Raw genomic sequence first — 21,879 nt, 5'->3', positions numbered from 1 at the left:
TGAGAGCAATTGCCGTTTCGCACCCCGGCGTGGCGGCGCCAAGGGCCTGCGGCACATTTTGCCGCTATTACACTTGGGCCGTTGCTGATGACCCCGCGGCCATGCCCGATGCCGCGAAGCCCAGAACCAGACCAGCACGCAAAGCGGTGCTGGATCGGGTGCAGTAGCAATCAACCTCAGGTCAGGGGTTTAAGCGGTTTTCTTTTTCGGCTGATTTGCTTGCACGACTTCGCGCATTTCGTCGCGGGTCATTGGTTTGCCGAAATAGAACCCCTGCACCGAAGAACAATTTTCCATGCGCAGGAACTGTAGTTCGTCCTCGACTTCGACACCTTCGGCCAGGACGGGAATGTTCAATGCCGCGCCGAGCAGCAGGGTCGAGCGTACGATTGCAGCCCGCTGTGCGTCGATGTGCACATTCTGAACGAAGCTCTGATCAATCTTGATCTTGTCGAAGGGGAATGTTTGCAGCATCGCGAGCGAGGAATAGCCGGTGCCAAAGTCATCCATGGCAATGCGCAGACCCATGGTCTTGAGCTGCTGCATGACCTTCAGCGTATGGACCTGATCATCGATGATACTGGCCTCTGTGATTTCCAGTTCGAGCCGTTCGGCCGGCAGGCCGGTTTCCAGCAGGATGTCCGAGACATGTTCGGCAAAGGACGGTTGCATCAACTGTTGCGGGGCGACATTGACGGCGATGTTGAAATCCCCCGGCCAACTGCTGGCTTCCTGACAGGCCGTGCGCAGAACCCAGAGGCCAATCTCACGGATCAACCCTGTCTCTTCAGCAATCGGGATGAAGGTGTCCGGAGAAACGCGACCTTTTGTGGGGTGATTCCAGCGCAGCAGGACCTCAAAGCCAACGGGTGCAAGGGAACTGAGGTCGTTCTGTAGCTGATACGCCAGTTCAAACTGATCGCCAGCGATACAGGCCTGCCGAAGATCGCTGACCAGTTCCAGACGCGCGCGGTTGTGTTTCTCCATCTGTGCGTTGAACAGGTAGATATGCCGGTCGGCATCCGCCTTGGCGCGATACATGGCCACGTCCGATTTGTGTAGCAGATCGCGGATATCCCGACCGTCCTCAAGGCTGGTGGCAACGCCGATCGCGACGCCGATGATGGCGGATGTATTGTCGAAATCCACGGGTTCCACGGTGAGCGCATGCAGGCGTTCGGCAAAGGCCAGTACCTGATCGACCCGGCGGAAACCCTGTTTCAGAGCAACAAATTCATCACCTCCAACGCGGGCGATAAATTCATCTTTCTCCAGCACGGAATTGAGGCGGTTCGCCACCGTCGTCAGAACGGAGTCTCCGGCAGAGTGACCGTATAGGTCATTGATCTCTTTGAAAAGATTGAGGTCCAGGGTCAGCACGGCCACGCGCTCTGTCTCGTCGCGTTCCAGCAATTCGGTCAGGCTTGCCATTTTGCGCGTCAGGGCCATCCGGTTGGGCAGGCCGGTCAGCGGATCATGCAACGCGGCATGTTGCAGCTGATTGCGCGCCTCGCTCTCCATGTTGGTTTCAATGCTCAGCGCCGCAAAACCGATCATCAGGATGATTGCCATCGTTCCAAGTACGAACAGGCCGAGTGTCGCGTCAGAAATTACTTCTGGTGGGACAGAGTAGAGTGGGCTGAGTTGCACTGTGATGGCTGACATTCCGGTGAAATGCATGGTGCAGATTGTCAGTGTCATCAGAACAACTGCGACAATCCAGTGCCGCCCGGTCACATAGCGTGTCAGATATTCGTAGGTCGCCACCCCCAGCACAGCGCCGAGCAAAATCGATGAAATCAACGGGGTGGTTTGCCAGACGATTTCTCCAGGCAGCAAATACCCACTCATTCCGAGATAGTGCATGGTTGAAACGCTCAGACCGAACATCGCGCCGCTGGCCGCAACCCGATAGTTGGTCGAGTGGGCAAATGCGTAGACGCCGTTTGTCATGAGCATCCCCACGACCGCTGCAGCAAGTGACACGCCGGTCAGCAGAGGATCATACCCATGAGCATAACCGGGGTCGAAGGCGAGCATGGCGATGAAATGTGTCGTCCAGACGGTGCCGCCGCTGATCAGGCTGGTGAGGGCAAGCTGGACAAGTTTGCGCGTGCCAGCCGTCCGGCCGAGGCGCTGGGTCATCAGTACCGACAGACAGGAACCGATGACGCAGACAAGCGCAGCCACGGCCACAAGGCCCAGGCTGTGTTCTTGCGTAATGCACTGAACGACGCTGTACATCTCAATCTCCGGTAGTGGCAGATACACTCTTTATTCTGTGCACCATCATCGTAAAGAAACAGCTACCATGCCCTGATCGTTGCAGTCTTGATGCTTCAAATTCGTTACAACCGACTTCTGTTTCTGACAGTGGGCGGGAGTATACGCACATACGAAAAACGCCGCCCAAGCTGGCGGCGTTTTGTTAGAATGGAGATATGGCAGGCCGCTACGCTTGCTTGCCCACAGCATCCTTATGGACGAATTTGCAGTCGCAATAGGGGCATTCGACGAAGCCTTCGGCCTCGGGAATTTGCAGGTAGACCCGTGGATGTCCCAGCGCACCTTCGCTGCCGTCGCAGGCGACGCGGTAGCTGTCCACGATCTTGGTTTCCGGCGCTTCGATGGTCATCTCTGGCGGTCCTCTTGGTTATCAGTTAGTGGCTTTTATGAGCCAAGGGAAAACCGGGGGCAAGGGCCGCAATGACTGAGGACGCAATCCGTATCGAAGGTTTGCAGAAAACCTACAAGGGCCGCAGGGGGCAACCTGCTAAAGATGCGCTGAAAGGTGTGGATCTGAGCATTCCGCGCGGATCGGTCTTTGGTCTTCTCGGTCCCAACGGTGCCGGTAAATCCACCATGATCAATATTCTGGCCGGGCTGGTACTGAAAACAGCGGGAAAGGTCACGATCTGGGGCTTCGATCAGGATGAAAACCCGCGCCAGTCCCGTGCCTCCATCGGGGTGATGCCACAGGAGTTGAACCTGGATCCGTTTTTCAGCCCGCGTGGCGCGCTGGAGGTGCAGGCCGGATTGTACGGGGTGCCGAAAGCCGAACGCCGCAGTGATGATATTCTGCGCATGGTTGGGTTGGAGGATAAGGCGCATGCCTACGCCCGGACCCTGTCGGGCGGGATGCAGCGGCGGTTGCTGTTGGGCAAGGCGCTGGTCCATCACCCCAATATCCTCGTACTGGATGAACCAACGGCAGGTGTGGATATAGAATTGCGCCAGATGTTGTGGGAGAATATCCGCAAGCTGAACGCGCAAGGCATGACAATTATTCTGACCACACATTACCTCGAAGAGGCCGAGGAAATGTGTGATGAAATTGCCATCATCAATCAGGGTGAGCTGGTGGCGCGCGACACTACTGCAAATCTGCTGGGGCGGCTGGATGCAAAGGCCATGGTTGTTCATCCGGCGCATCCTGTGACGGCATTGCCAGTGGGCGATGGGATCGCATCGGAGTTGCGCGGCGATGGCGCGGTGATCCTGCGCTACCACGGCAATCGGACCCGCGCAGAAGAGGTTTTGTCGGCGGTACGTGAGGCCGGGATTTCGATCCGGGACGTCAAGACCGAGGAAGCTGATCTGGAAGATGTGTTTTTGGCGCTGACAAAATCGCGGAGCTGACAGCGCGGTGGCGTGTCAGAACTTCGCCCTTATTAGAGCCTGAATATCCTCTCGGAGGCCGTTATTGTGTTTCGACGCAATGACGGCGGAAGGCACGTTTCAGCATATCGAGTTCGGCGCGCAACAGTTCTACCTCGACTCGCAGATCATCGCCGGTCAGCTCACCGCAGATGAGAGTGAAATCACCGATTTTTGTATCGGCCGTCAGATCATAGATCACAAAACTCTGGACACCATCGGCAATCGCTTCGGTTGGGATTGGAATGGTAAGGGACCATTCGTCAGCGGTTTCACTTTCTTCTAGGGCGACATCTGGCACCGGGCGGTCCAAGTGGCGCACCTCGATCACGGGCATGGAGCCTGACGCTCCGGGGCCTGCGATCCGTCCCTCCCACAGGCCGTCGCGAAAACGAATTTTGGTCAATGTCAGCTGGCTCATATCGGGCCTTTCGAATGCGGGTTAGAGACTGGCGCGACGGCTGCGGGACAGGGTGAGATCGCGCAGGGTCACCTGGTTCATTTCCGGGGCTTCAAAAATCAGTTCCAGCCACAGCCGCTCGACGCGTTTTTCGTTCAGCTCAGCATAGGCGAGGTCATATTCGACGTGGGTCCGCTTGTCGCCCATGGGCATTTCACGCACCAATTGTTCGGTGTTCGGACCATGCTTGATGTTGAGCCGGGCAAAGATTTCTATCGGGTTTTCGGTTTCCACCGTGCAATCCACCCGCAGCAGATGATCACGGCTTAGCCCGTTGGTCACCTCTTGCGGCAGCTCGATAACCAGCGACAGGAAGGAACCGTCAAAGCGAAACACGTCCAGACGGACGCCATAGGGGGCGAGGTCTTCCTCACGGTTGTTGCGCAGCTGGCGCAGGGTGATTTCTGAGACGGCGCAGTCGTGAAACAGCTGAACCTCATCGCCGAGCCGGGTTTTGCTGGGAATCGCGGAGGCACCGGGAACAGGCAGCGGGCCGCGCCAGAGTTCCGGGCGCCAGCCCCAGTCGGTACCATGGGGGCGGGGAAAGGCGTTGGACCCGATTTGCGGCAGCGCCAGTCGGCTTTCGGCGACATGAACCAGTCGATCCAGATGCAAACGCAGTGTTCTGGCGCGATTGCGCTGTTCCCTCAGGCGGCTGAGCGGCGCCTTGGGAGCCTGTTGTGCAAGCCGTCGCCATCGTTTCAGCACGCGTTTGAATAGCAGTTTTTCAATCGTCCTGCCCATAGGCTCAATATCCTGTCCTGCGCACTGTCATTGTCGGCGCGATGCGGAATGTGGCGACGTGCGCATTGTTTTTCTGACCCTAGCCAAAGCGATCGGCGCTGACAAACCTCCGGGCCGGTAATCTTGCCGGTCGATGGCATTGGTGGGTGCGTCGACCTGTTTGCAGCCGGGGCATCGGTCGCTATTGCGCGGCGGCATCGGTGCTGGGGGGCAGATCTGCGGTCACGGAGGCTTCAAGCGTTTTCGCGGTCAGCTCATTCAGCAGTCGCGCGCCGTGCCCGCCGAGGTTGCGGCTGCCGCCGGGGGCATAGAGCGCAACCGCCACCAGTTGATCGTTCAGCACGAAGGCGCCGCGCCAATGGATCGGGCTGGCGCCTCGGGCGCGGTGATCCGGCATGTTCAGTTTGACCAATGGCAGCATCATATCGCTCCGTTCCGTCAGCAGTCGCGCGCCGGGCGCATTTTCCAGCAGATCCGCGCTGGTCAGTGCCTTATCCGCTGGTCCGGCGGGGCCAACAGCGACTGTAATCAAGGCGCGGTTGCGGCCCGAGGGGCCGGGGCGCAAGCTGGAGCAGGGGACCACGATGGCAAAGCCACCTTCGGCCCGGTGGCCGGTCATGCGAGGATCGATGCAAAATCCGGTTGGCGGAACCAGATGAATGGTGTCGCTGGCAAAGCTCATGCGGGTGATATCGCCGGGTTGCGGGCCAGATGTATCTGTGATCCGCGACGGGCCGGTTCCCGCAGCGCATCCCGCCAGCGCGAGAGGGGCCACCATCATTAGGGTCAGCCGGGACAGACCACATTGCCTGATCGTTGACGATATACGCTGTGCGCCACCGCAAAACCACTGTGCAAAGGCGGTAGAAAAGCCACACCAGTATCTGCCCGCCAGGATAGAGATCCACCCGTATTGCGCTTGTTGCGCAGCCTGCTCTCCATCCTGAATAGATACGTTGTTTCCGTTGCTTACGATGGTCACAGTGGTCTCTGCCTGTCGTTGTCTTGCTCAACCTTGGCATAGTCCGAGGGGCGTGTTGGAGCAAGCGCCTCACACAAAAGTCGACCGGGTGTTGCCTTGTAATGTCAGGGGGCAATGATTACGGTCTGACCGCTGCACAGCCAGCAGGCGATTTCTCGCTGAGATCTTCCGACACGCAAAAGGAGCAGGGGATGCAATCCACCCTGTTTTCATTCATCTGGACCTATTCACGGCGCCAGCAGATAGGTCTGTTGGCGTTGACCATGGTCACGTTCCCCTTCCTCTATGCGGCGTTGGAATTGCCCAAGCGGATTATCAACGACGCCATCGGCGCGCCGATGGATCAGGTTGAGGTTCTGGGGCAGCAGATCGGGCAGGTCGACTATCTGCTGCTGCTTTGTGTAGGGTTTTTAGCGGCTGTTCTGATTAGTGGCCTTCTGAAGATGCGCCTCAATACCATGAAGGGCATTGTCGCCGAACGTCTTCTGCGGCGCCTGCGGTACACGCTGATCAACCGGATGATGCGCTTTCCGGCGCCATACTTCCGGACCACCAGTCAGGGTGAGCTGGTCTCTATGATCACCTCGGAATCTGAACCGATGGGCGGCCTGATGGGCGACGCCGTGGCGCAGCCGGTGTTTCAGGCCGGGCAGATGCTGACGATTGTCGCGTTTCTCTTTATGCAAAGCGTGTGGTTCGGGCTGGCCTCGGTGGCGCTGATCCCGCTGCAGGCCTGGCTGATCCCGATGCTGCAACGTCAGATCAACCTGCTGAACAAGGATCGTATCCAAGAGGTGCGGGCTTTCTCCGCGGAGATTGGGGAGACCGCAGCGGGGATCGGTGATCTGCGGATCAATGGTGGCCGCCGGTATCGGTTGGCACAGATTTCGGCACGTTTGGGACGGTTGTTCGATATTCGGCGGCGGATCTACACCAAAAAGTATTTCATGAAGTTCCTCAACAACATGATCGGGCATCTGACGCCCTTTGTGTTTTACTCAGCCGGGGGAGTGTTGGCGATCCGTGGCGATATCACGGTGGGCGCATTGGTGGCCGCTCTGGCCGCTTACAAGGATTTGTCAGCCCCGTGGCGGGAGCTGCTGACCTACTACAATCAGGTGCAGGACATGAGCTTGCGCTGGTCGATCATGACCGATCGTTTCGCGCCCAAGGGCATGATCCCAGAGGAACTGATCGAGGGCACACCAACTGATATCCCGCATCTGCGCGGCGCCATCGAACTGCGCAATGTGTCGGTGAAAGATGCCGACGGAAATATGGTGCTGGAGGATCTGTCTCTGACCATCCCGGCGGGGGGGCGTGTTGCAATCCAGAGCAGCAGCGAGGCGGAACGCGCGGCTTTTGCAGCACTGCTGACGCGGGAGGTCGTGCCATTTCGCGGGTCGGTGACGATTGCAGGGTATCGGTTGGACCAACTGCATCAGGGGGTGATTGCGGCGCGCGTCGGCTATGCCTATTCGCGGCCCTATCTGTTCAATGGCTCACTTGGCGACAATGTGCTGATGTCACTGCGCGATCATCCCCATATGCCTGCAGGCAGCGAGTCCCGTGGCAAGAGCCGTGTGATGACCGAAGCCTGCCGCGCCGGCAACAGCCCGGATCCACTGGCTGCGGACTGGATCAACCCGGCGCTGGCGGGGCTTGGATCCGAAAACGAGCTGCGTGACTGGTGGTTTCAGCTGGTCGAGGCGATGGGTATCGACGAGCAGCTGTTTCGGCGCACCCTGCACACCCGGTTTCAGATTGGTCCGCATCTCGGCCTTGTGCAGCAGATCATTGCCTTGCGCCCTCTTGTTGCGGAGCGGCTGGCGCATGCGGGTCTGGCCGATGTGGTGCATCGTTTTGATCCGGAGGTGTTCAATCCGGCGGTTCCGCTGGGCGGCAATATCCTTTTTGCGGCGCCCACCCGCCCTCTCGCGCCCGAGGAGTTGATCGCGGAAGACGGACCGATCATCAGTGCTTTGCGGGATCATGGCCTGCAGCAAGACGTGATAACCTTCGGGCTTGGGGTGATGGAAACCTTGCGGCAGACCTTTGGTCGGGAGGACACAAACCATCCGTTGTTCAAACGGCTTGGGCTGGACGAGGCGCTGTATCAGCGTATCGCTGAGGTTGCTGACCGACAGGCCACGCTGGGGGTGACCGGGCTGCGCGAGGATGAACGGGTGCTGCTGGCCTCAGTGCCGTTTCTGATCTCTGAGGAGCAGATCGGTACGGCATTTCCGGAGCGGTTCAAGCAGCGCATTCTGGATATGCGGCGTGATGTGGCACCGGCTCTGCAGGCGCAATTGGGCGATCTCTTCGTCTCGATTACACCTGACGCATATCTGCCACGGCTAACCGTGTTGGAAAACGTGCTCTACGGACGTCTGTCGCTCAGTGCGGGTGCCAAGGCCAAACAGGTCGAGGATCTGGTCGCGGAAGTGTTGGAAGAACACGGGCTGCGCAAGCGTCTGGCGCTGATCCTTTATGATCTGCCCGCCGGTCTGGGCGGGACTGCATTGGAACCTGTGTTTCAGGAGCGCGCGGCCTTTACCCGGGCGGCGATCAAGCGGCCCGATATCCTGATTCTGGACCGCGCCTTGGCCAGCCATGACAGCGCCAGCAGGCTAAAATCCCGCGAGCGGCTGTCCAAGCTGATGCCAAATGCCACGATGCTGTTTTTGGAAGACCAGTTCAACCATCCGGAACGTTATGATATTTTTGTGAAAATCCAGAATGGCCGAATTGATGGCGTTGAGGGTAATCTGACCGACCCAATGGAGAGTGCCGCGCGAAACGACCTGGGCAAACGGCTGGAACTGATCCAGAGCACAGAGCTGTTCTCGAAACTGGATGCACGAAACCAGCGTCTGCTGGCCTTCTCGGCACGCTGGCATGACGTGGCCAATGGCGATTATGTCTTCCAATATGGAGAAGCCGGTGACGCGGTGTTCCTCTGCCTGTCCGGCAAGGCGGATTTGTTCTGGCCGGACCGCGCTCCGGAGACCGCGCCGATATCACAGATTGAACCGGGGCGGCTGATCGGGGATCTGGCCGTGATCCTGCACGAGACGCGACAGTTGGATCTGATCGCGGTGGAGGATTGCCGTTTCCTCAGGATTGGTGCCGAAGAGTACCGCGCCGTGATCGAGGCTGACGCCGGTGTTGCTGTGCAGTTGCTTGAGACAGTGTCGCGGCACCTGGTGCAGGTGGCAGGGGTCGCACGGGCAGCGGATCAGAATGTCGCCGACGGTGACACGCCAGCGGTTGCAGCCGCCGCTATCGTTGCGGAGGAGCGTCCCGGCAATGTCCACTAAGCCCGCGACAACAGCTTATGCGGCCCATGCGTTGCTGGTCGATCCGGCGCGGTCTGCGCCGCAACTCTGGCGTCTGTTGCTGGGTTTGCTTCTCATTGGCGTGCTCAGCTATGCTTTGACGAATGTCACCGTTCAGATGCTGATCGCAGCCTTTCCGGGCGCTTGGGTCCGCGATCTGCCCGCTGGTGGATCGCCGGTCGCGATGTTGGTTCTTCTGGGCAGCTTTCTCTGTGTGACAGCTGCTGTCGCCTGTGTACTGCCGCTGCTGCACCGGCGCAGTTTGAGCAGCGTGATTGGCCCCATGCCGCTGGCGCTGCAACAGTTTGGTCGCACCGGTCTGCGTCTTGCTGTCCTGATGGTCGGGCTGGCGCTGCTCTGGCTAGTCCTGCCGGGTGGTCTGGACGGTGGCGTGGTGTCGGATCTGGTGCCGAATCTCGCGCTGCACCAGTGGCTTCGCCTGCTGCCGCTGGCGTTGGTTGCGATTTTCATACAGATCAGCGCGGAGGAGATCCTGTTTCGCGGCTACCTTCAGCAGACACTTGCCGCGCGGGGGTTACACCCGCTGATCTGGCTTTTGGTGCCATCTGCGATTTTTGCGGTTGGTCACTACGCGCCGGGGGATGCCGGTTCAAATGCACCTCTCATTGCGCTTTGGGCTGGTGGATTTGGTCTGATGATGGCGGACCTCACCGCGCGTGCGGGCACGCTGGGTCCTGCAATGGCCGTGCATTTCGTTAATAACATCATTGCGATCCTGCTGTTTGGCTCCCCTACCAGCCTGTCTGGGCTGGCCCTCTTTCTGGTGCCGTTTGAACTGTCTGACCCCGTCGTACTGCGGCAGATGCTGTGGCTCGACTTCGCAGTTGTGGGGCTTTGCTGGCTGGTTGCGCGGCTTGCCATCCGGCGCTGATTGCATTTAGACGCGCGGGGCCTTATTTGAAGGTCCAAACCGCCCCTACAAAGGCACGACTTATGAACTGGATCACCAACTACGTCCGGCCGCGGATCAATTCGATCTTCTCGCGCCGCGAAGTTCCCGAGAACCTTTGGCGCAAATGCGATGAATGCGGCACCATGCTGTTTCACCGCGAGCTGAGCGACAATCTGAATGTCTGCAACAATTGCGGCCATCACATGCACATCACCCCCCGCGACCGTTTTCTGGCGCTGTTTGATGGTGGCATCTTCACCGAGGTTGCCGTGCCTGAGCCACTGGCGGATCCGCTGAAGTTCCGGGATCAGAAACGCTATCCCGACCGGATGAAAGCAGCGCAGAAGACGACCTCCGAGAAAGAGGCGATGCTGGTGGCCGCCGGTGAAATTGGTCGGACCCCGATCGTAGCCGCTGCGCAGGACTTCTCCTTTATGGCAGGATCCATGGGCATGTATGTTGGCAACGCGATCATTGCCGCTGCCGAAGAGGCCGTGAAACTGAAGCGACCTCTGGTGCTGTTTTCCGCCGCTGGTGGCGCGCGTATGCAGGAGGGCATCCTGTCGCTGATGCAGATGCCCCGGACCACGGTTGCTGTGCAGATGCTGAAAGAAGCAGGTCTGCCTTACATTGTGGTGCTGACCCATCCGACCACCGGTGGTGTGACCGCCTCTTATGCGATGCTTGGGGATGTGCATATCTCTGAGCCCAATGCATTGATCTGTTTTGCCGGTCCACGCGTGATCGAACAGACCATTCGCGAAAAACTGCCCGAAGGGTTCCAGCGCGCCGAATACCTGCTGGATCACGGCATGTTGGATCGCGTGACACCGCGCACCGAAATGCGGGAAGAGTTGATCAAGATCACCCGGATGCTCCTGGGGCTGCCACCGCAGATTGTTGGCGACCTGCCTGCACCAGATAAGAGCGAGCAGGCCGCGAATGATGCCAACGGTGCCGCAGACGCACCGACGTCAGGGACCTGATCCTGCTAGAATGTTGATATCACGGCCCGCTCGTTCTGCGCGCGGGCCGTTTGCATATTGCCCTCGTAAAGTCGCCTACATCAGTGAGCCGCACAATGACCCAGACCTCCGACGCGATCCTTGCCCGCATGATGGCGCTGCACCCCAAGATCATTGATCTGACGCTGGACCGCGTCTGGCGGTTGCTGGCGGCCCTGGACAATCCACAGGACAAGCTGCCGCCAGTGATCCACCTGGCCGGCACCAACGGTAAGGGCTCGACTCAGGCGATGATCCGGGCAGGGCTTGAGGGCGGCGGCAAGAGCGTTCACGCCTATACCTCGCCGCATCTGGCGCGGTTCCACGAACGCATCCGGCTGGCGGGGGAACTGATTTCGGAGCAGCACCTGAGTGAGGTACTGGATGAGTGCTATGCCAAGAATGGCGGCGAAAATACCACCTATTTCGAAATCACAACGGTGGCGGGCCTCCTGGCGTTTTCGCGCATGCCTGCGGATTACACTCTGCTGGAGGTCGGCCTTGGTGGGCGTCTGGATGCGACCAACGTCATCACGCCGGAGGTGTCGGTGATTACCCCTATTTCCATCGATCACGAACAGTTCTTGGGCAATACGCTGGCCAAGATCGCTGCGGAGAAGGCGGGCATCATCAAACGCGGCGTACCGGTTGTGGTTGGCCCGCAGCCTGATGAGGCGATGGAGGTGATTGAGGCCACCGCGGCTCGCCTCGGTGCGCCGTTGATCGCTTATGGTCAGCACTGGCATGTCTGGGAAGAGCGCGGCCGACTGGTGTTTCAGGATGAGGCCGGCCTCTTGGATCTCCCGCTGCCTGCCTTGCTGGGTGCGCATCAGATCCAGAACGCGGGTGCCGCGCTGGCTGTTCTGCGCCATATGGGCGCTGATGAGGCGGCTTGCGAGGCAGCAATGACCAACGCCGAATGGCCGGCCCGAATGCAAAAGCTGAAAACCGGCCCATTGGTGGATGTGGCCCCTGAGGCTGAGCTATGGCTGGATGGTGGTCATAACGCGGCGGCAGGCCTTGCGCTGGCGAAGGTGCTCGCGGGGTTGCCCGCAAGGTCCACGCATCTCATCTGCGGGATGTTGAACACCAAGGACGTGAGCGGCTACATGGCCCCGCTGGCGCCACATGTTGAAAGCCTCACGGCGATTTCAATCCCGGACGAGGTGAATACGCTCAGCGCTGAAGAGACCGAAGCCGCCGCCAAGTCCGTGGGCATTGCAGCAGGAACGGCAGAGAGTACAATCGCGGGGCTGCAGGCAATCATCGCCAAGGATCCGCACGCACGGGTGCTGATCTGCGGCTCGCTCTATCTGGCCGGTCATATTCTGCGCGACAACGGGTGACACTGAAATCCGGGATGCCTGCTGCGTACCCCGCCTGTCACCTTTCCCAAAATACTCCGGGGGTGAGAAAGCCTTGCTTTCGAGGGGGCAGCGCCCCCGGAAACGCATCCAGTTCCCATAGGTTGGTTCAGGTCTGCTGACCCCAGTCCTTGTCCTGCATCTCCCGCAGACGTGAGGCGGTGCGTTCGAATTCAAACGTGCCTTCCCCTTCGACATAGAGCATTTCCGGCTCTGCCGCAGCGGAACAAATCAGGCGCACCCCTGCCTCATACAGCGCATCAATCAGCGTCACGAACCGCTTGGCCTCGTTGAAGTTGTTGCGCGACAGGCGGGGTATGTCCTCAAGAACCAGAACTTTGACAACCTCCGCAATGGCCAGATAGTCGCCCGGCCCCAACATCTTACCGCACAGATCATAAAACCCGGCCCGGGCGACACCGTTGCGAAAGGCAGGTAGAGTAACCTCGCGCCCCTTGACCTCCAGCGTCAGGGGAAGGGCGGGGCCGCCGGAGAGATCCTCCCAGATCTCCCGAATCTTGGCGTTTGCCTCGGCATTTACCGGAGAGAAATAGACCTGCGCCCCAGTCAGACGATCCTGGCGATAATCGACCGGGCTGACCATCTCATGGACCTGCATCTGCTGCTTTATGAGATCAATGAACGGCAGGAACAGCTGCCGGTTCAGCCCGTTCTTGTAGAGGTCGTCCGGTATCCGGTTTGATGTCGTGATCACCGTGACACCTGCGGTAAACAAGGCCTCAAACAACCGCCCAACAATCATCGCATCGGTGATATCGGTGATCTGCATTTCGTCAAACGCCAAGAGCCGGACCGATCCGGCCACCTCAGCCGCCACGGGTGCGAGGGCATCCTCGATACCTTGCTGGCGTGCCTCGTGCATCTTGCCGTGCATTTCCTGCATGAAGGCATGGAAATGCACGCGGCGCGACGGGATATCGTCGAGACTGTCAACAAACAGATCCATCAGCATCGATTTGCCACGCCCGACACCGCCCCAAAGATACAGTCCTTTCACCGTCTCATAGGTGGCTTTGCGAAACAGGCCACGCTTAACAGGGGGGGCTTTCAGACCTTCGGCTATGCGATCAAAATGGGGGAGCACGGCTTCCTGTGCAGGATCAGGCTTCAACAGGCCTGCGTCGATTTTCTGCTGATAGAGCGCGGTCAGATGGGTCATGCCGCAAGGGATAGCGCGGAGGGCTGCGGATGGGAAGAGATGTCCCGACAGGTCTCTACGGGCCTGCCTGGCAGGTGATGCGATGGATGCGGTGACCGATGCGGGATGCGGAGCGCTTCATACATCAATTATTCTTACCTATTCTCGCAAAAATCCTGATTTGACCGGATTTGGTTTTTCCGTACCGTCGTCTGACCGGACATATCCCGGCAAGGAGCCCGACCATGACCCGACCTGCCCCGCTGTTCACTCCCGTTCTGATTGTTGGCTGTGTTGTCATCATGGTCAGCTTTGCTGTGCGGGCGTCCTTTGGTGTGTTTCAGATCCCCATTGCTGAGGAGTTCGGCTGGCTGCGGTCGGAATTCTCGTTGGCGATTGCCATTCAGAACCTGGCCTGGGGCATCGGACAGCCTATTTTTGGCGCGATTGCCGAGAAAATCGGTGACCGAAAGGCGATCATTATAGGTGCGCTGATCTATGCGGCTGGCCTGGTGTTCAGCGCCTGGGCCACCACGCCATTTGAGATGCAGGCCTATGAATGGCTGGTGGGGTTCGGCATTGCGGGCACAGGGTTTGGCGTTGTGCTGGCCGTGGTTGGCCGTGCGAGCTCGGATGAGAACCGGTCGATGTCGCTGGCCGTTGTGACGGCGGCGGGGTCTGCCGGTCAGATCTTTGGCGCGCCAACCGCGGAGTGGCTGCTGACATTCCTGAGCTGGCAGAGCGTTTTTCTGGTGTTCGCGGGCGTGGTTCTGGCGCTGATTGCAACATTGCCGTTGATGCGGGCGCCCGAAGCCGCCTCGAAGGCTGAGCTGGAAGAAAGCATGGGGGCAATCCTGAAAAAGGCGTTCAAGGACCCCTCTTACACGCTGATTTTTCTCGGCTTCTTCAGCTGCGGGTATCAGCTGGCTTTTGTTACGGCGCATTTTCCGGCCTTTGTGACCGAGATGTGCGGGCCGATCCTGCCGGGTGGCGCGCTGTATTCCATCGGGATTACCTCTACCTCAGCGCTTGGGGCCGTGGCGATCTCGTTGATTGGGGCTGCCAATGTGGGCGGCACGCTGTTGGCTGGCTGGCTTGGCAACCGTTACTCCAAAAAATACCTGCTGGCGGCGATTTATACCGGTCGCACGATTGCGGCGGCAGCCTTCATCCTCGTGCCGATCACGCCGGTCACTGTCATCGTGTTTTCCATCGTCATGGGGTCTCTGTGGCTGGCCACGGTGCCGCTGACCTCCGGTCTGGTCGCACATCTCTATGGGCTGCGCTACATGGGCACGCTCTATGGTATTGTGTTCTTCAGCCACCAGCTGGGCAGCTTCCTTGGTGTGTGGCTGGGCGGACGGATGTATGACATCTATGGTGACTACACATTGGTCTGGTGGATCGGCGTCGGGATCGGAGCCTTCAGCGCCATTGTCCATCTGCCGATCCGCGAGCATCCACGCACCGTGCTGGCCACCGCCTGATGATGGCGGGACGGGGGATTATGTCCCCCCTTGCCAGCAATCCAGAATGTGACGGCTGGTCATCAGGTCCATATGGGCGCCGCCGCCGTTTTTGAACAATGTGATCCTCGTAGGATCGAAGCGGGGGAAGGCCGTCAGATTGTAGAAATCTGCCCGCACATCATCGCGGCTGATCACCCCCTCTGAAAGAGGGATCTTGAATTCACCGATGTGATCTACAGTGGTCTCAAAGCTGTCGCAGTAGATGTCCGCGCGTTGCAACGCCTCATTATCGGTTTCGCGCATATCAGGGCGGTAGGCGCCAATCAGGTTGAGGTGCTGGCCAGGTCGCAACCAAGCGCCCTTGATGACAGGGGTGGAGGACATTGTGCAGGTCAGGATAATATCAGCCGCCTGCACGGCAGCTTCCAGATCGGCTGCAACTTTGGCGTTTGGATACTGTTCGGCCAGTGCTTCGGCCTTCTCAGCGGTCCGGTTCCAGATGCGGATCTGTGCCTTGGGGTAGGCGGTGCCAAAGGCTTCGATCAGCGATGCGCCAACGGTTCCGGCCCCGACAATCAGAACCTCTCGGCTGTCAGGGTTGGCCAGCCGCAGAGCGCCAAGAAGACTGCCCCCTGCGGTTTTCCATTTGGTCACCAGATGGAAATCAACCAAAGCCTCCAGCATGCCGGACTGATCGGCATATAGACAGACAGCGCCGTTGACCATTGGGTGACCCTGATCCGGGTTGCCGGGAAAAATTGTGGCACTTTTTACGGCAAGGCCCAGACCATCGATCCAGGCAGCACGGTTTAACAGCGTATCGTTGTCCCGGTAGAGGAAACTGTCGGCGACCTCGGCCCTCGGCAACTGGTGACCCGCGGCAAGCGCGTCGCAGAATGAGAGCCAGTCAAGATTGGCTTCCCCCTGATCAAAGGGGATCTGCAGGATGGCGTTCATTGGGCCCCCTCCGCTGTCAGCAAGCCCTCGGAGACCAGGCGATCGGCCCAGCCCTGAGGGTGGGTAAAGAGGTGCGTCTGCCAGCCACGTTCGGCGGCGGCTTCAATATTTTCATGTCGGTCGTCGGTGAAGAGCAGCCGCTCTGCTGCCACGCCTGTGTCTCGCTCCAGATGGGCGTAGATCTCCCCTTCCGGTTTGAGGGTTTGCAGATGACCAGACACAAAGGCCTGATCGAATTCGTTGAAGAACGGATAGGTGGTTTTGGCAAGATCAAACGTGCCGACACCAAAATTGGTCAGTGCAAACACTGGCACGCCGCTATCTCTCAGCGCGCGCATCAGGCGGACGGAGTGCGGGATTTCAGGGCTGGCCATCTGGAGCCAGCTGTCGTGCCAGTGGCGAATTTCTTCGGCCCATTCGGGGTGTTGATCGGCTAGCGCGTAAACAGCGCCTTTAAAGTTGTCACCTCGGTCAATGCCAAGATTCATGCCATGCAGATCGACTTCGCGAAACAGTGCCTCGCGTCGGGCCTTGCCGATCTTGGCATCGTAAAAGCGCTCGGGCTCCCATTCGATCAGCACACGGCCGATATCAAAAACGACGGCTTGGATGGTCATCTTCAGGCTCTCCTATCCAGTCGAGCGCGGTCGCGGGCGTGGTGCGGGGCGACTGCGGCGGGTTTCGCGCCAGACTGAAACAAGCCCGGCGCCAATGATCAAGGTGGATCCGATCCAGACTGGCGCGTCAGGCCATTCGTCGAACACCAGAATCCCCCAGATTACGGCCATCGGCATGGCGATATATTCAAATGGGGCGACCAGACCGGCTTCGCATTGGCGATAGGCCTGGCTGACGAGGTAGCCGCCGATGGAGCCGGCCAGCCCGACGGTGAGGAACAGGATCCAGTCCTGTGGCTCTGGCCAGATCCAGGCGCGCAGAATGAACTGTAGCCCGGCGTTGTCAGAGCCGGCAAAACGTCCGTCGCCGGTTGTCAGCCCCACAAGGGTGCTCACCAGTAAAAAGCCCAGCGTGGGATAGAAGGAAAGCGTTGCCGCCTTGTCCGCACCGCCCGCACGTCGGGTCAGAACATGCAGCGTGGCGTAGCCGCAGGCCCCCAGAAAAGGTAGGATCGCAGCCGGTTGAAAGGTGCCCGGGCCGGGGCGCATGATGATCAGGATACCGGTAAAGCCAATCGCAACCGCCATCCAGCGCCAGGGGCCGACCCGTTCCTTCAGGAAGAGGACCGACAGGCTGGTCACCACCAGTGGCGTGGCAAAGGCGATGGCTACCGCCTCGGCCATGGGCATGATCGCAAGACCGGTGAAGAAACAGAGATTGGCAAACAGCACCGCAAGGCTGCGCAGCAGATGTAGGCGAGGTTGGCGCGTTCGCAGAATACCGTAACCGCCTTCGAGCGGGATAATCAGCGCCAGCAATACAACCATGGCCACCACGGAACGCAGCATCACCACCTGATAGAGCGGGTAGTCTCCGGACAGGAATTTGAAAATCACATCAATGATGGAGAAGCAGACGGCGGCCCCGACTGCCGCAATGACGCCAAGAATGGGGAGGCTGGCCTGTTGCTGCGTCACGTCTGCCCCCTGTGGTCGTCTCTACTGCGATCAGTGGCGCAAAGAGCGGTCAAGGGCAAGGGCCGCGCAACCGGCGTCGGTCAGTTGGCAGCTGCAGCGCGGATTTCCCGCTCTAACGCGTCCAAAAAGCGAGACCGGTCCGCCTTGGTAAAGCCCTTGCCGCTGCCGCCCGCACCCAATGGATTGGCGGCGCGCAGGTCTGCCATCAGATCGCGCATCGCCAGTTGCTGGCCGATGTTGGCTTGCGTGAACCGCTCCCCATTGTGCCGCAGCACTCGGGCGCCAGCCTCTATACATTTGGCGGCCAGCGGGATGTCTCCGGTAACCACCACATCGCCTGTACCGCAACGATCCGCGATCCACATGTCCGCCACATCGGCGCCTTCAGATACGATCACGGTCTCTACCAGCGGGTTTTGCGAGGGGCGCAACCCGCCATTGGAGACCACGTACATGGTTACCTTGTGGCGGGTTGCCACGCGCTCTGCCTCGGCTTTGACCGGGCAGGCATCCGCGTCGATGTAGAGCGCCATTACTCCGCAGCCTTAGTCGGCTTCGCCTTGGCTGCCGATTTGCCCTTGGCGGCGGGCTTGGAGTTCTCCGCGTCTGATTTCTTCACCTTGAACTCATCAGGGATGGGCATCCGGTTGAAGGCATCAAGGCCGGCGATCTTATAAGCCTCTGCCAGGGTCGGGTAGTTGAAGGTGTTCTGAACGAAGTAATCCACGGTGCCTTTCAGGTTCAGCACCGCCTGCGCAATGTGGATCAGCTCCGTTGCGCCTTCGCCGACAATCTGGACGCCCAGAACCCGGCGGGTTTTGAGGGAGAACAACATTTTCAGCATACCATGTTCCAACCCCATGATATGCCCGCGCGAGGTTTCGCGGAACCGGGCGATACCGATCTCATAGGGGATGCCGCGTTCCTGCAGTTCCTCTTCGGACATGCCGCAGGTTGACATTTCGGGCACCGAGTAGATTCCGTATGGGAACCACGGGCTTTCCGGCAGGGTGGGGGTTTCCAGCGCGTGACAGGCCGCAACCCGCCCCTGTTGCAGCGAGGTCGAGGCCAGCGAGGGGTGACCGATCACATCGCCGGTGGCATAGATATGCGGCACCGGGGTCTGATAGGATTTGCGATCCACGCTGAGGCGGCCGCGGTGATCCGTCTCCAGCCCGACGGCCTCAAGATTAAGCGCCTCGGTATTGCCCATGCGACCAGCGGCAAACAGCAGCATGTCGCCACGCACATGACGTCCGTTTTCGAGACTTACCTCAATATGGCTGCCTTCGTCCTCGATCTTGGTGATGGCCGAGCCAAGCCGTAGATCGACACCATTCTCGCGGATCTGATGGGTAAAGTCCTGAATCAGTGTGCTGTCGATGAAGTCAAGGAAGGTGTCGCGTGGCTCGATCAAGGTCACACGCACATCAAGGGCGGAGAACATGGTGGCATATTCGACGCCAATCACGCCCGCACCAACGACAACCAGTGAGCGGGGGATTTCCTCCATCTCAAGGAATTCATCGCCATCGACCACGGTTTTTCCGTTGAAGGGCACGTATTCCGGACGATAGGTGCGTGTGCCGGTCGCGATCAGGAATTTCTCGCCGGTCACGCGAGTGGTATCACCTGCTTCGGTTGCGACTTCGACCTCGTTCGGGCCGACAAAACGGGCAAGGCCGGGCAGAACCTCAACATGGTTGCGATTGAACTGGTGTTCCAGCACGTCGACCTCATGGTCGAGCGTCATATGCAGGCGAGCCTTCAGATCCTCTGCCTGAATCTGGTCCTTCACTCGGTAGGCGCGCCCGTAGAAACTGCGCTCGCGCCAGCCGGAGAGGTTCAGTACCGTTTCGCGTAGGGTTTTCGACGGCACGGTGCCAGTGTGGACCGAGACACCACCCAGCCGATCCTTGCGATCGATGACCAGTACACGTCGGTGCAGTTTCCCAGCCTGAATGGCTGCGGTCCGGCCTGATGGGCCGGAGCCGATAATGATGAGATCGTAGTTGAAATCTGTCATGTATCAACCCCGGTAGAGCGCTTCGGCATGGAAGGACACATGGTCCTCCATGAAGGTGGAGACAAAGAAATAGCTGTGGTCATATCCCGGCTGCATGCGCAGGACGGCCTGCTGACGGCGGGCCGCCGCAGCCTGGGCCAGAGCCTCCGGTTTCAACAGGTCGAGGAATTGATCGGATGTGCCGGTGTCGATCAGGATCGGTCCGTCAAAGCCGCTATCCTGCATCATTAGGGTGGCGTCGTGGCGCGCCCACGCCGCCTCGTCCGCGCCGAGGTATGCGGTCAGCTGTTTGCGACCCCAGTCGCTGGCTGAGGGGTTACAGATCGGTGCGAAGGCTGACACCGACCGGAACCGACCCGGCAGGCTCATCGCCATCGTCAGCGCCCCATGTCCGCCCATTGAGTGACCGGTGATCGACTGACGGTCCATGTCCAGCGCAAACCGCTCGCCAAGCAGGGCGGGCAGGTCTTCGGTGATATAGTCCCACATCTGGAAATGCGGCGCCCAAGGGGCCTGCGTGGCATTCACATAGAAACCGGCGCCCTGGCCCAGATCGTAGGCCTCATCATCGGCGACCCCTTCGCCACGGGGGGAAGTGTCGGGGAAAACCATGGCGATGCCTTGTTCGGCGCACCAGGCTTGGGCTCCGGCCTTGGTCATCGCGTTTTCATGGGTGCAGGTCAGCCCGGAGAGATACCACAGCAGCGGTACTGGGCCGTCGGCGACCTCCTCCGGCAGGAACAGCCCAAAGGTCATGTCGCAGTTGGTGCTGCTGCTGGCATGACGATAGACGCCTTGCACGCCTCCGAAGGCGGCATTTTCCGAGACGGTTTCCATGGGGCGACTCCTTTGTTTCTGTGTTGGTCTATCGCTACCTTTGGTGGGGCATAGCGTCCAGTGACTGCGCGTCCCCGGCCCCTGTTTTTGCGACATATGATTGCAAAAACCTGAAGACTGCGGTCTCTGATGGCCCCAAGTGCTGCTCAATTCGCCTATCAGGGCGCTTGGCCTGTGTTAGGGTAGCGTTAGCTCCGAAACCCAGGCGATCACCATTGGCAGTGTCAGGATGGAGAGGGTCGTGGAGAGCAGTATTGCGGCGGAGGCACGATGCGGCGCGACGCCATAGTGCTGGGCCAGCATGTAGACATTGCCGGCAACCGGCAGAGCTGCGGCGGCAATTGCGACCGCGGCGGCATAGGGGTCGACCGGGATCAGCAGCAGGAGACAGAGCGCGACAGCAGCCGGGTGCAGCACCAGTTTGGCAAAACTGAGCCAGCTGGCGATCTGTACCCGCTCAGCAGATTTGGAGGCCAGAGAAGCCCCAATGGCAAAGAGCGCCCCCGGTGTTGCGGCATCGCCGAGCAACGACAGAAACGCATTGGCAGGAGTCGGAATCGGCAGGGCCAGCGCTGACCATATCAACCCCGCGCAAATTGACAGGATCATCGGGTTCTGCAGCAGCCCTCGCCCAACCAGCCGAAGCGTATCGCCGCCGAACCCGCTGCCGCGCCCGACATTTATCAGAGCCACAATCAGGGAGGAGAACACCACCAGATCAACGCTGAGGATCAGCATCATTGGTCCTACTGAGGCAGGACCGAACAGCAGAACCATCATCGGCAAACCAAGAAAGCCGACATTGCCGATCGCCGCGCATTGCGCCTCAACTGCGGCAGTCTGCATATCGAGACGCCGCAGAAGTGCGACCGCGGTGGTCAGGATATAGACCGCCATCGTGCCCAGCAGGTAACCTAAGATCAGTCGGGGGTCGAAGATTTCGGAGAAGGACAAATTGGCGGCAAACCGAAAAATCATTGCCGACAGTGGAAAGTAGAAGACAAATTTGGTCAGGCTCGCAGTCGCCTGCTCGGAGAAAAAACGGCTGCGCCCGGCCCAATACCCAAGGCCAATAATTGCGAAAAACGGAAGTGTTCTCAGAAATATGTCGAGCATTGCGCCAATTGGTAACCTGAATTGACCAACGCGGGAAGAGGGTTCTGTCTCCGCTTGGCGTGAGTGTTTGGCCCGGCATCGGCCCCTGCATTTGTCCTCCCCCGCAATGCCATGCCCGACGGGCACTGCGGCGCTGATGCGTCTGGTGCAGAGGGGCGTTGGTCGCCGAGGTGATGTCTGTGTCGCAACGTTCTAAGGACGAGTTTATTTCCCTTGAGCGCGCAGAACGCTAACTCACAGGCTACCAAGGTGTTACAG

Annotated in this window: 19 protein-coding genes; 6 read left to right on the top strand and 13 right to left on the bottom strand. The window is 59.4% G+C overall.

Annotated features, from left to right (window positions below):
* Positions 1-189: 189 nt before the first annotated feature.
* Both INHI_RS0115485 and INHI_RS0115480 read right to left on the bottom strand, forming a co-directional pair.
* Positions 190-2,244, bottom strand: coding sequence for a bifunctional diguanylate cyclase/phosphodiesterase (locus tag INHI_RS0115485; RefSeq protein WP_014873244.1), 2,055 nt, complete (start codon positions 2,242-2,244; stop codon positions 190-192).
* Between the two features lie 208 nt (positions 2,245-2,452).
* Positions 2,453-2,635, bottom strand: a complete 183-nt coding sequence (locus INHI_RS0115480; RefSeq protein ID WP_014873245.1) for a zinc-finger domain-containing protein — start codon at positions 2,633-2,635, stop codon at positions 2,453-2,455.
* A 71-nt stretch (positions 2,636-2,706) separates the two neighbouring features.
* On the opposite strand from INHI_RS0115480, the gene INHI_RS0115475 reads away from it, so the two are divergent.
* The gene (locus INHI_RS0115475; protein WP_014873246.1) at positions 2,707-3,639 is read left to right on the top strand and encodes an ABC transporter ATP-binding protein; all 933 of its coding nucleotides are present in this window, start codon (positions 2,707-2,709) and stop codon (positions 3,637-3,639) included.
* Positions 3,640-3,700: 61 nt separating this feature from the next.
* Here the strand turns inward: INHI_RS0115475 and INHI_RS0115470 are convergent, their stop codons facing one another.
* The 3 genes from INHI_RS0115470 to INHI_RS0115460 form a co-directional block, all read right to left on the bottom strand.
* Positions 3,701-4,078: a hypothetical protein gene (locus tag INHI_RS0115470; RefSeq protein ID WP_014873247.1), complete on the bottom strand. Its 378-nt coding sequence runs from the start codon at positions 4,076-4,078 to the stop codon at positions 3,701-3,703.
* A 21-nt stretch (positions 4,079-4,099) separates the two neighbouring features.
* Positions 4,100-4,861 (bottom strand): DUF6478 family protein, encoded by a 762-nt coding sequence (locus tag INHI_RS0115465; protein WP_014873248.1) that lies wholly within the window; start codon positions 4,859-4,861, stop codon positions 4,100-4,102.
* A gap of 181 nt (positions 4,862-5,042) precedes the next feature.
* Positions 5,043-5,639: a hypothetical protein gene (locus tag INHI_RS0115460; protein WP_254656892.1), complete on the bottom strand. Its 597-nt coding sequence runs from the start codon at positions 5,637-5,639 to the stop codon at positions 5,043-5,045.
* Between the two features lie 395 nt (positions 5,640-6,034).
* On the opposite strand from INHI_RS0115460, the gene INHI_RS0115455 reads away from it, so the two are divergent.
* The 4 genes from INHI_RS0115455 to INHI_RS0115440 all read left to right on the top strand — a co-directional run bounded on the left by INHI_RS0115455 (position 6,035) and on the right by INHI_RS0115440 (position 12,444).
* Positions 6,035-9,163: an ABC transporter transmembrane domain-containing protein gene (locus tag INHI_RS0115455; RefSeq protein WP_254656891.1), complete on the top strand. Its 3,129-nt coding sequence runs from the start codon at positions 6,035-6,037 to the stop codon at positions 9,161-9,163.
* Complete coding sequence (locus INHI_RS0115450) at positions 9,153-10,073, top strand: CPBP family intramembrane glutamic endopeptidase (RefSeq protein ID WP_014881274.1); 921 nt, start codon at positions 9,153-9,155, stop codon at positions 10,071-10,073. Before INHI_RS0115455 ends, INHI_RS0115450 begins: the two co-directional genes overlap by 11 nt.
* Positions 10,074-10,135: 62 nt before the next feature.
* Positions 10,136-11,080 carry an acetyl-CoA carboxylase, carboxyltransferase subunit beta gene (accD, locus tag INHI_RS0115445; protein ID WP_027248209.1) on the top strand — a complete coding sequence of 315 codons (945 nt, stop codon included), beginning with the start codon at positions 10,136-10,138 and terminating at the stop codon, positions 11,078-11,080.
* 95 nt (positions 11,081-11,175) lie between these two features.
* A complete protein-coding gene (locus tag INHI_RS0115440) occupies positions 11,176-12,444 on the top strand; it encodes a bifunctional folylpolyglutamate synthase/dihydrofolate synthase (protein ID WP_027248208.1) in 1,269 nt (422 codons plus the stop codon).
* A gap of 127 nt (positions 12,445-12,571) precedes the next feature.
* Here the strand turns inward: INHI_RS0115440 and zapE are convergent, their stop codons facing one another.
* Positions 12,572-13,642, bottom strand: coding sequence for a cell division protein ZapE (zapE, locus tag INHI_RS0115435; RefSeq protein ID WP_027248207.1), 1,071 nt, complete (start codon positions 13,640-13,642; stop codon positions 12,572-12,574).
* 224 nt (positions 13,643-13,866) lie between these two features.
* On the opposite strand from zapE, the gene INHI_RS0115430 reads away from it, so the two are divergent.
* Positions 13,867-15,108, top strand: a complete 1,242-nt coding sequence (locus tag INHI_RS0115430) for an MFS transporter (protein WP_014873255.1) — start codon at positions 13,867-13,869, stop codon at positions 15,106-15,108.
* An 18-nt stretch (positions 15,109-15,126) separates the two neighbouring features.
* Here INHI_RS0115430 and INHI_RS0115425 read toward each other — a convergent pair whose 3' ends face one another.
* The 7 genes from INHI_RS0115425 to INHI_RS0115395 form a co-directional block, all read right to left on the bottom strand.
* On the bottom strand, positions 15,127-16,047 hold the full coding sequence (locus INHI_RS0115425; protein ID WP_014873256.1) for an ornithine cyclodeaminase family protein: 921 nt from the start codon (positions 16,045-16,047) through the stop codon (positions 15,127-15,129).
* Positions 16,044-16,664, bottom strand: coding sequence for an HAD family hydrolase (locus INHI_RS0115420; protein ID WP_014873257.1), 621 nt, complete (start codon positions 16,662-16,664; stop codon positions 16,044-16,046). The genes INHI_RS0115425 and INHI_RS0115420 overlap by 4 nt, the downstream gene beginning before the upstream one ends.
* 12 nt (positions 16,665-16,676) lie before the next feature.
* Positions 16,677-17,642, bottom strand: a complete 966-nt coding sequence (locus INHI_RS0115415) for a DMT family transporter (protein ID WP_014881268.1) — start codon at positions 17,640-17,642, stop codon at positions 16,677-16,679.
* Positions 17,643-17,722: 80 nt separating this feature from the next.
* Positions 17,723-18,175, bottom strand: a complete 453-nt coding sequence (locus INHI_RS0115410; protein WP_027248206.1) for a YaiI/YqxD family protein — start codon at positions 18,173-18,175, stop codon at positions 17,723-17,725.
* Positions 18,175-19,668 carry a Si-specific NAD(P)(+) transhydrogenase gene (gene sthA / locus INHI_RS0115405; protein ID WP_014873260.1) on the bottom strand — a complete coding sequence of 498 codons (1,494 nt, stop codon included), beginning with the start codon at positions 19,666-19,668 and terminating at the stop codon, positions 18,175-18,177. The genes INHI_RS0115410 and sthA overlap by 1 nt, the downstream gene beginning before the upstream one ends.
* Positions 19,669-19,671: 3 nt before the next feature.
* Complete coding sequence (gene fghA, locus INHI_RS0115400; protein WP_014881266.1) at positions 19,672-20,505, bottom strand: S-formylglutathione hydrolase; 834 nt, start codon at positions 20,503-20,505, stop codon at positions 19,672-19,674.
* Positions 20,506-20,682: 177 nt separating this feature from the next.
* Complete coding sequence (locus INHI_RS0115395; RefSeq protein WP_014881265.1) at positions 20,683-21,621, bottom strand: AEC family transporter; 939 nt, start codon at positions 21,619-21,621, stop codon at positions 20,683-20,685.
* Between the last annotated feature and the right edge of the window lie 258 nt (positions 21,622-21,879).

The sequence above is a fragment of the Phaeobacter inhibens DSM 16374 genome (assembly GCF_000473105.1).
Taxonomy (GTDB): Bacteria; Pseudomonadota; Alphaproteobacteria; order Rhodobacterales; family Rhodobacteraceae; genus Phaeobacter; species Phaeobacter inhibens.
The sequence above is the reverse complement of the archived record's forward strand: the minus strand, read 5'-3'. Positions and strand labels throughout refer to the sequence as shown.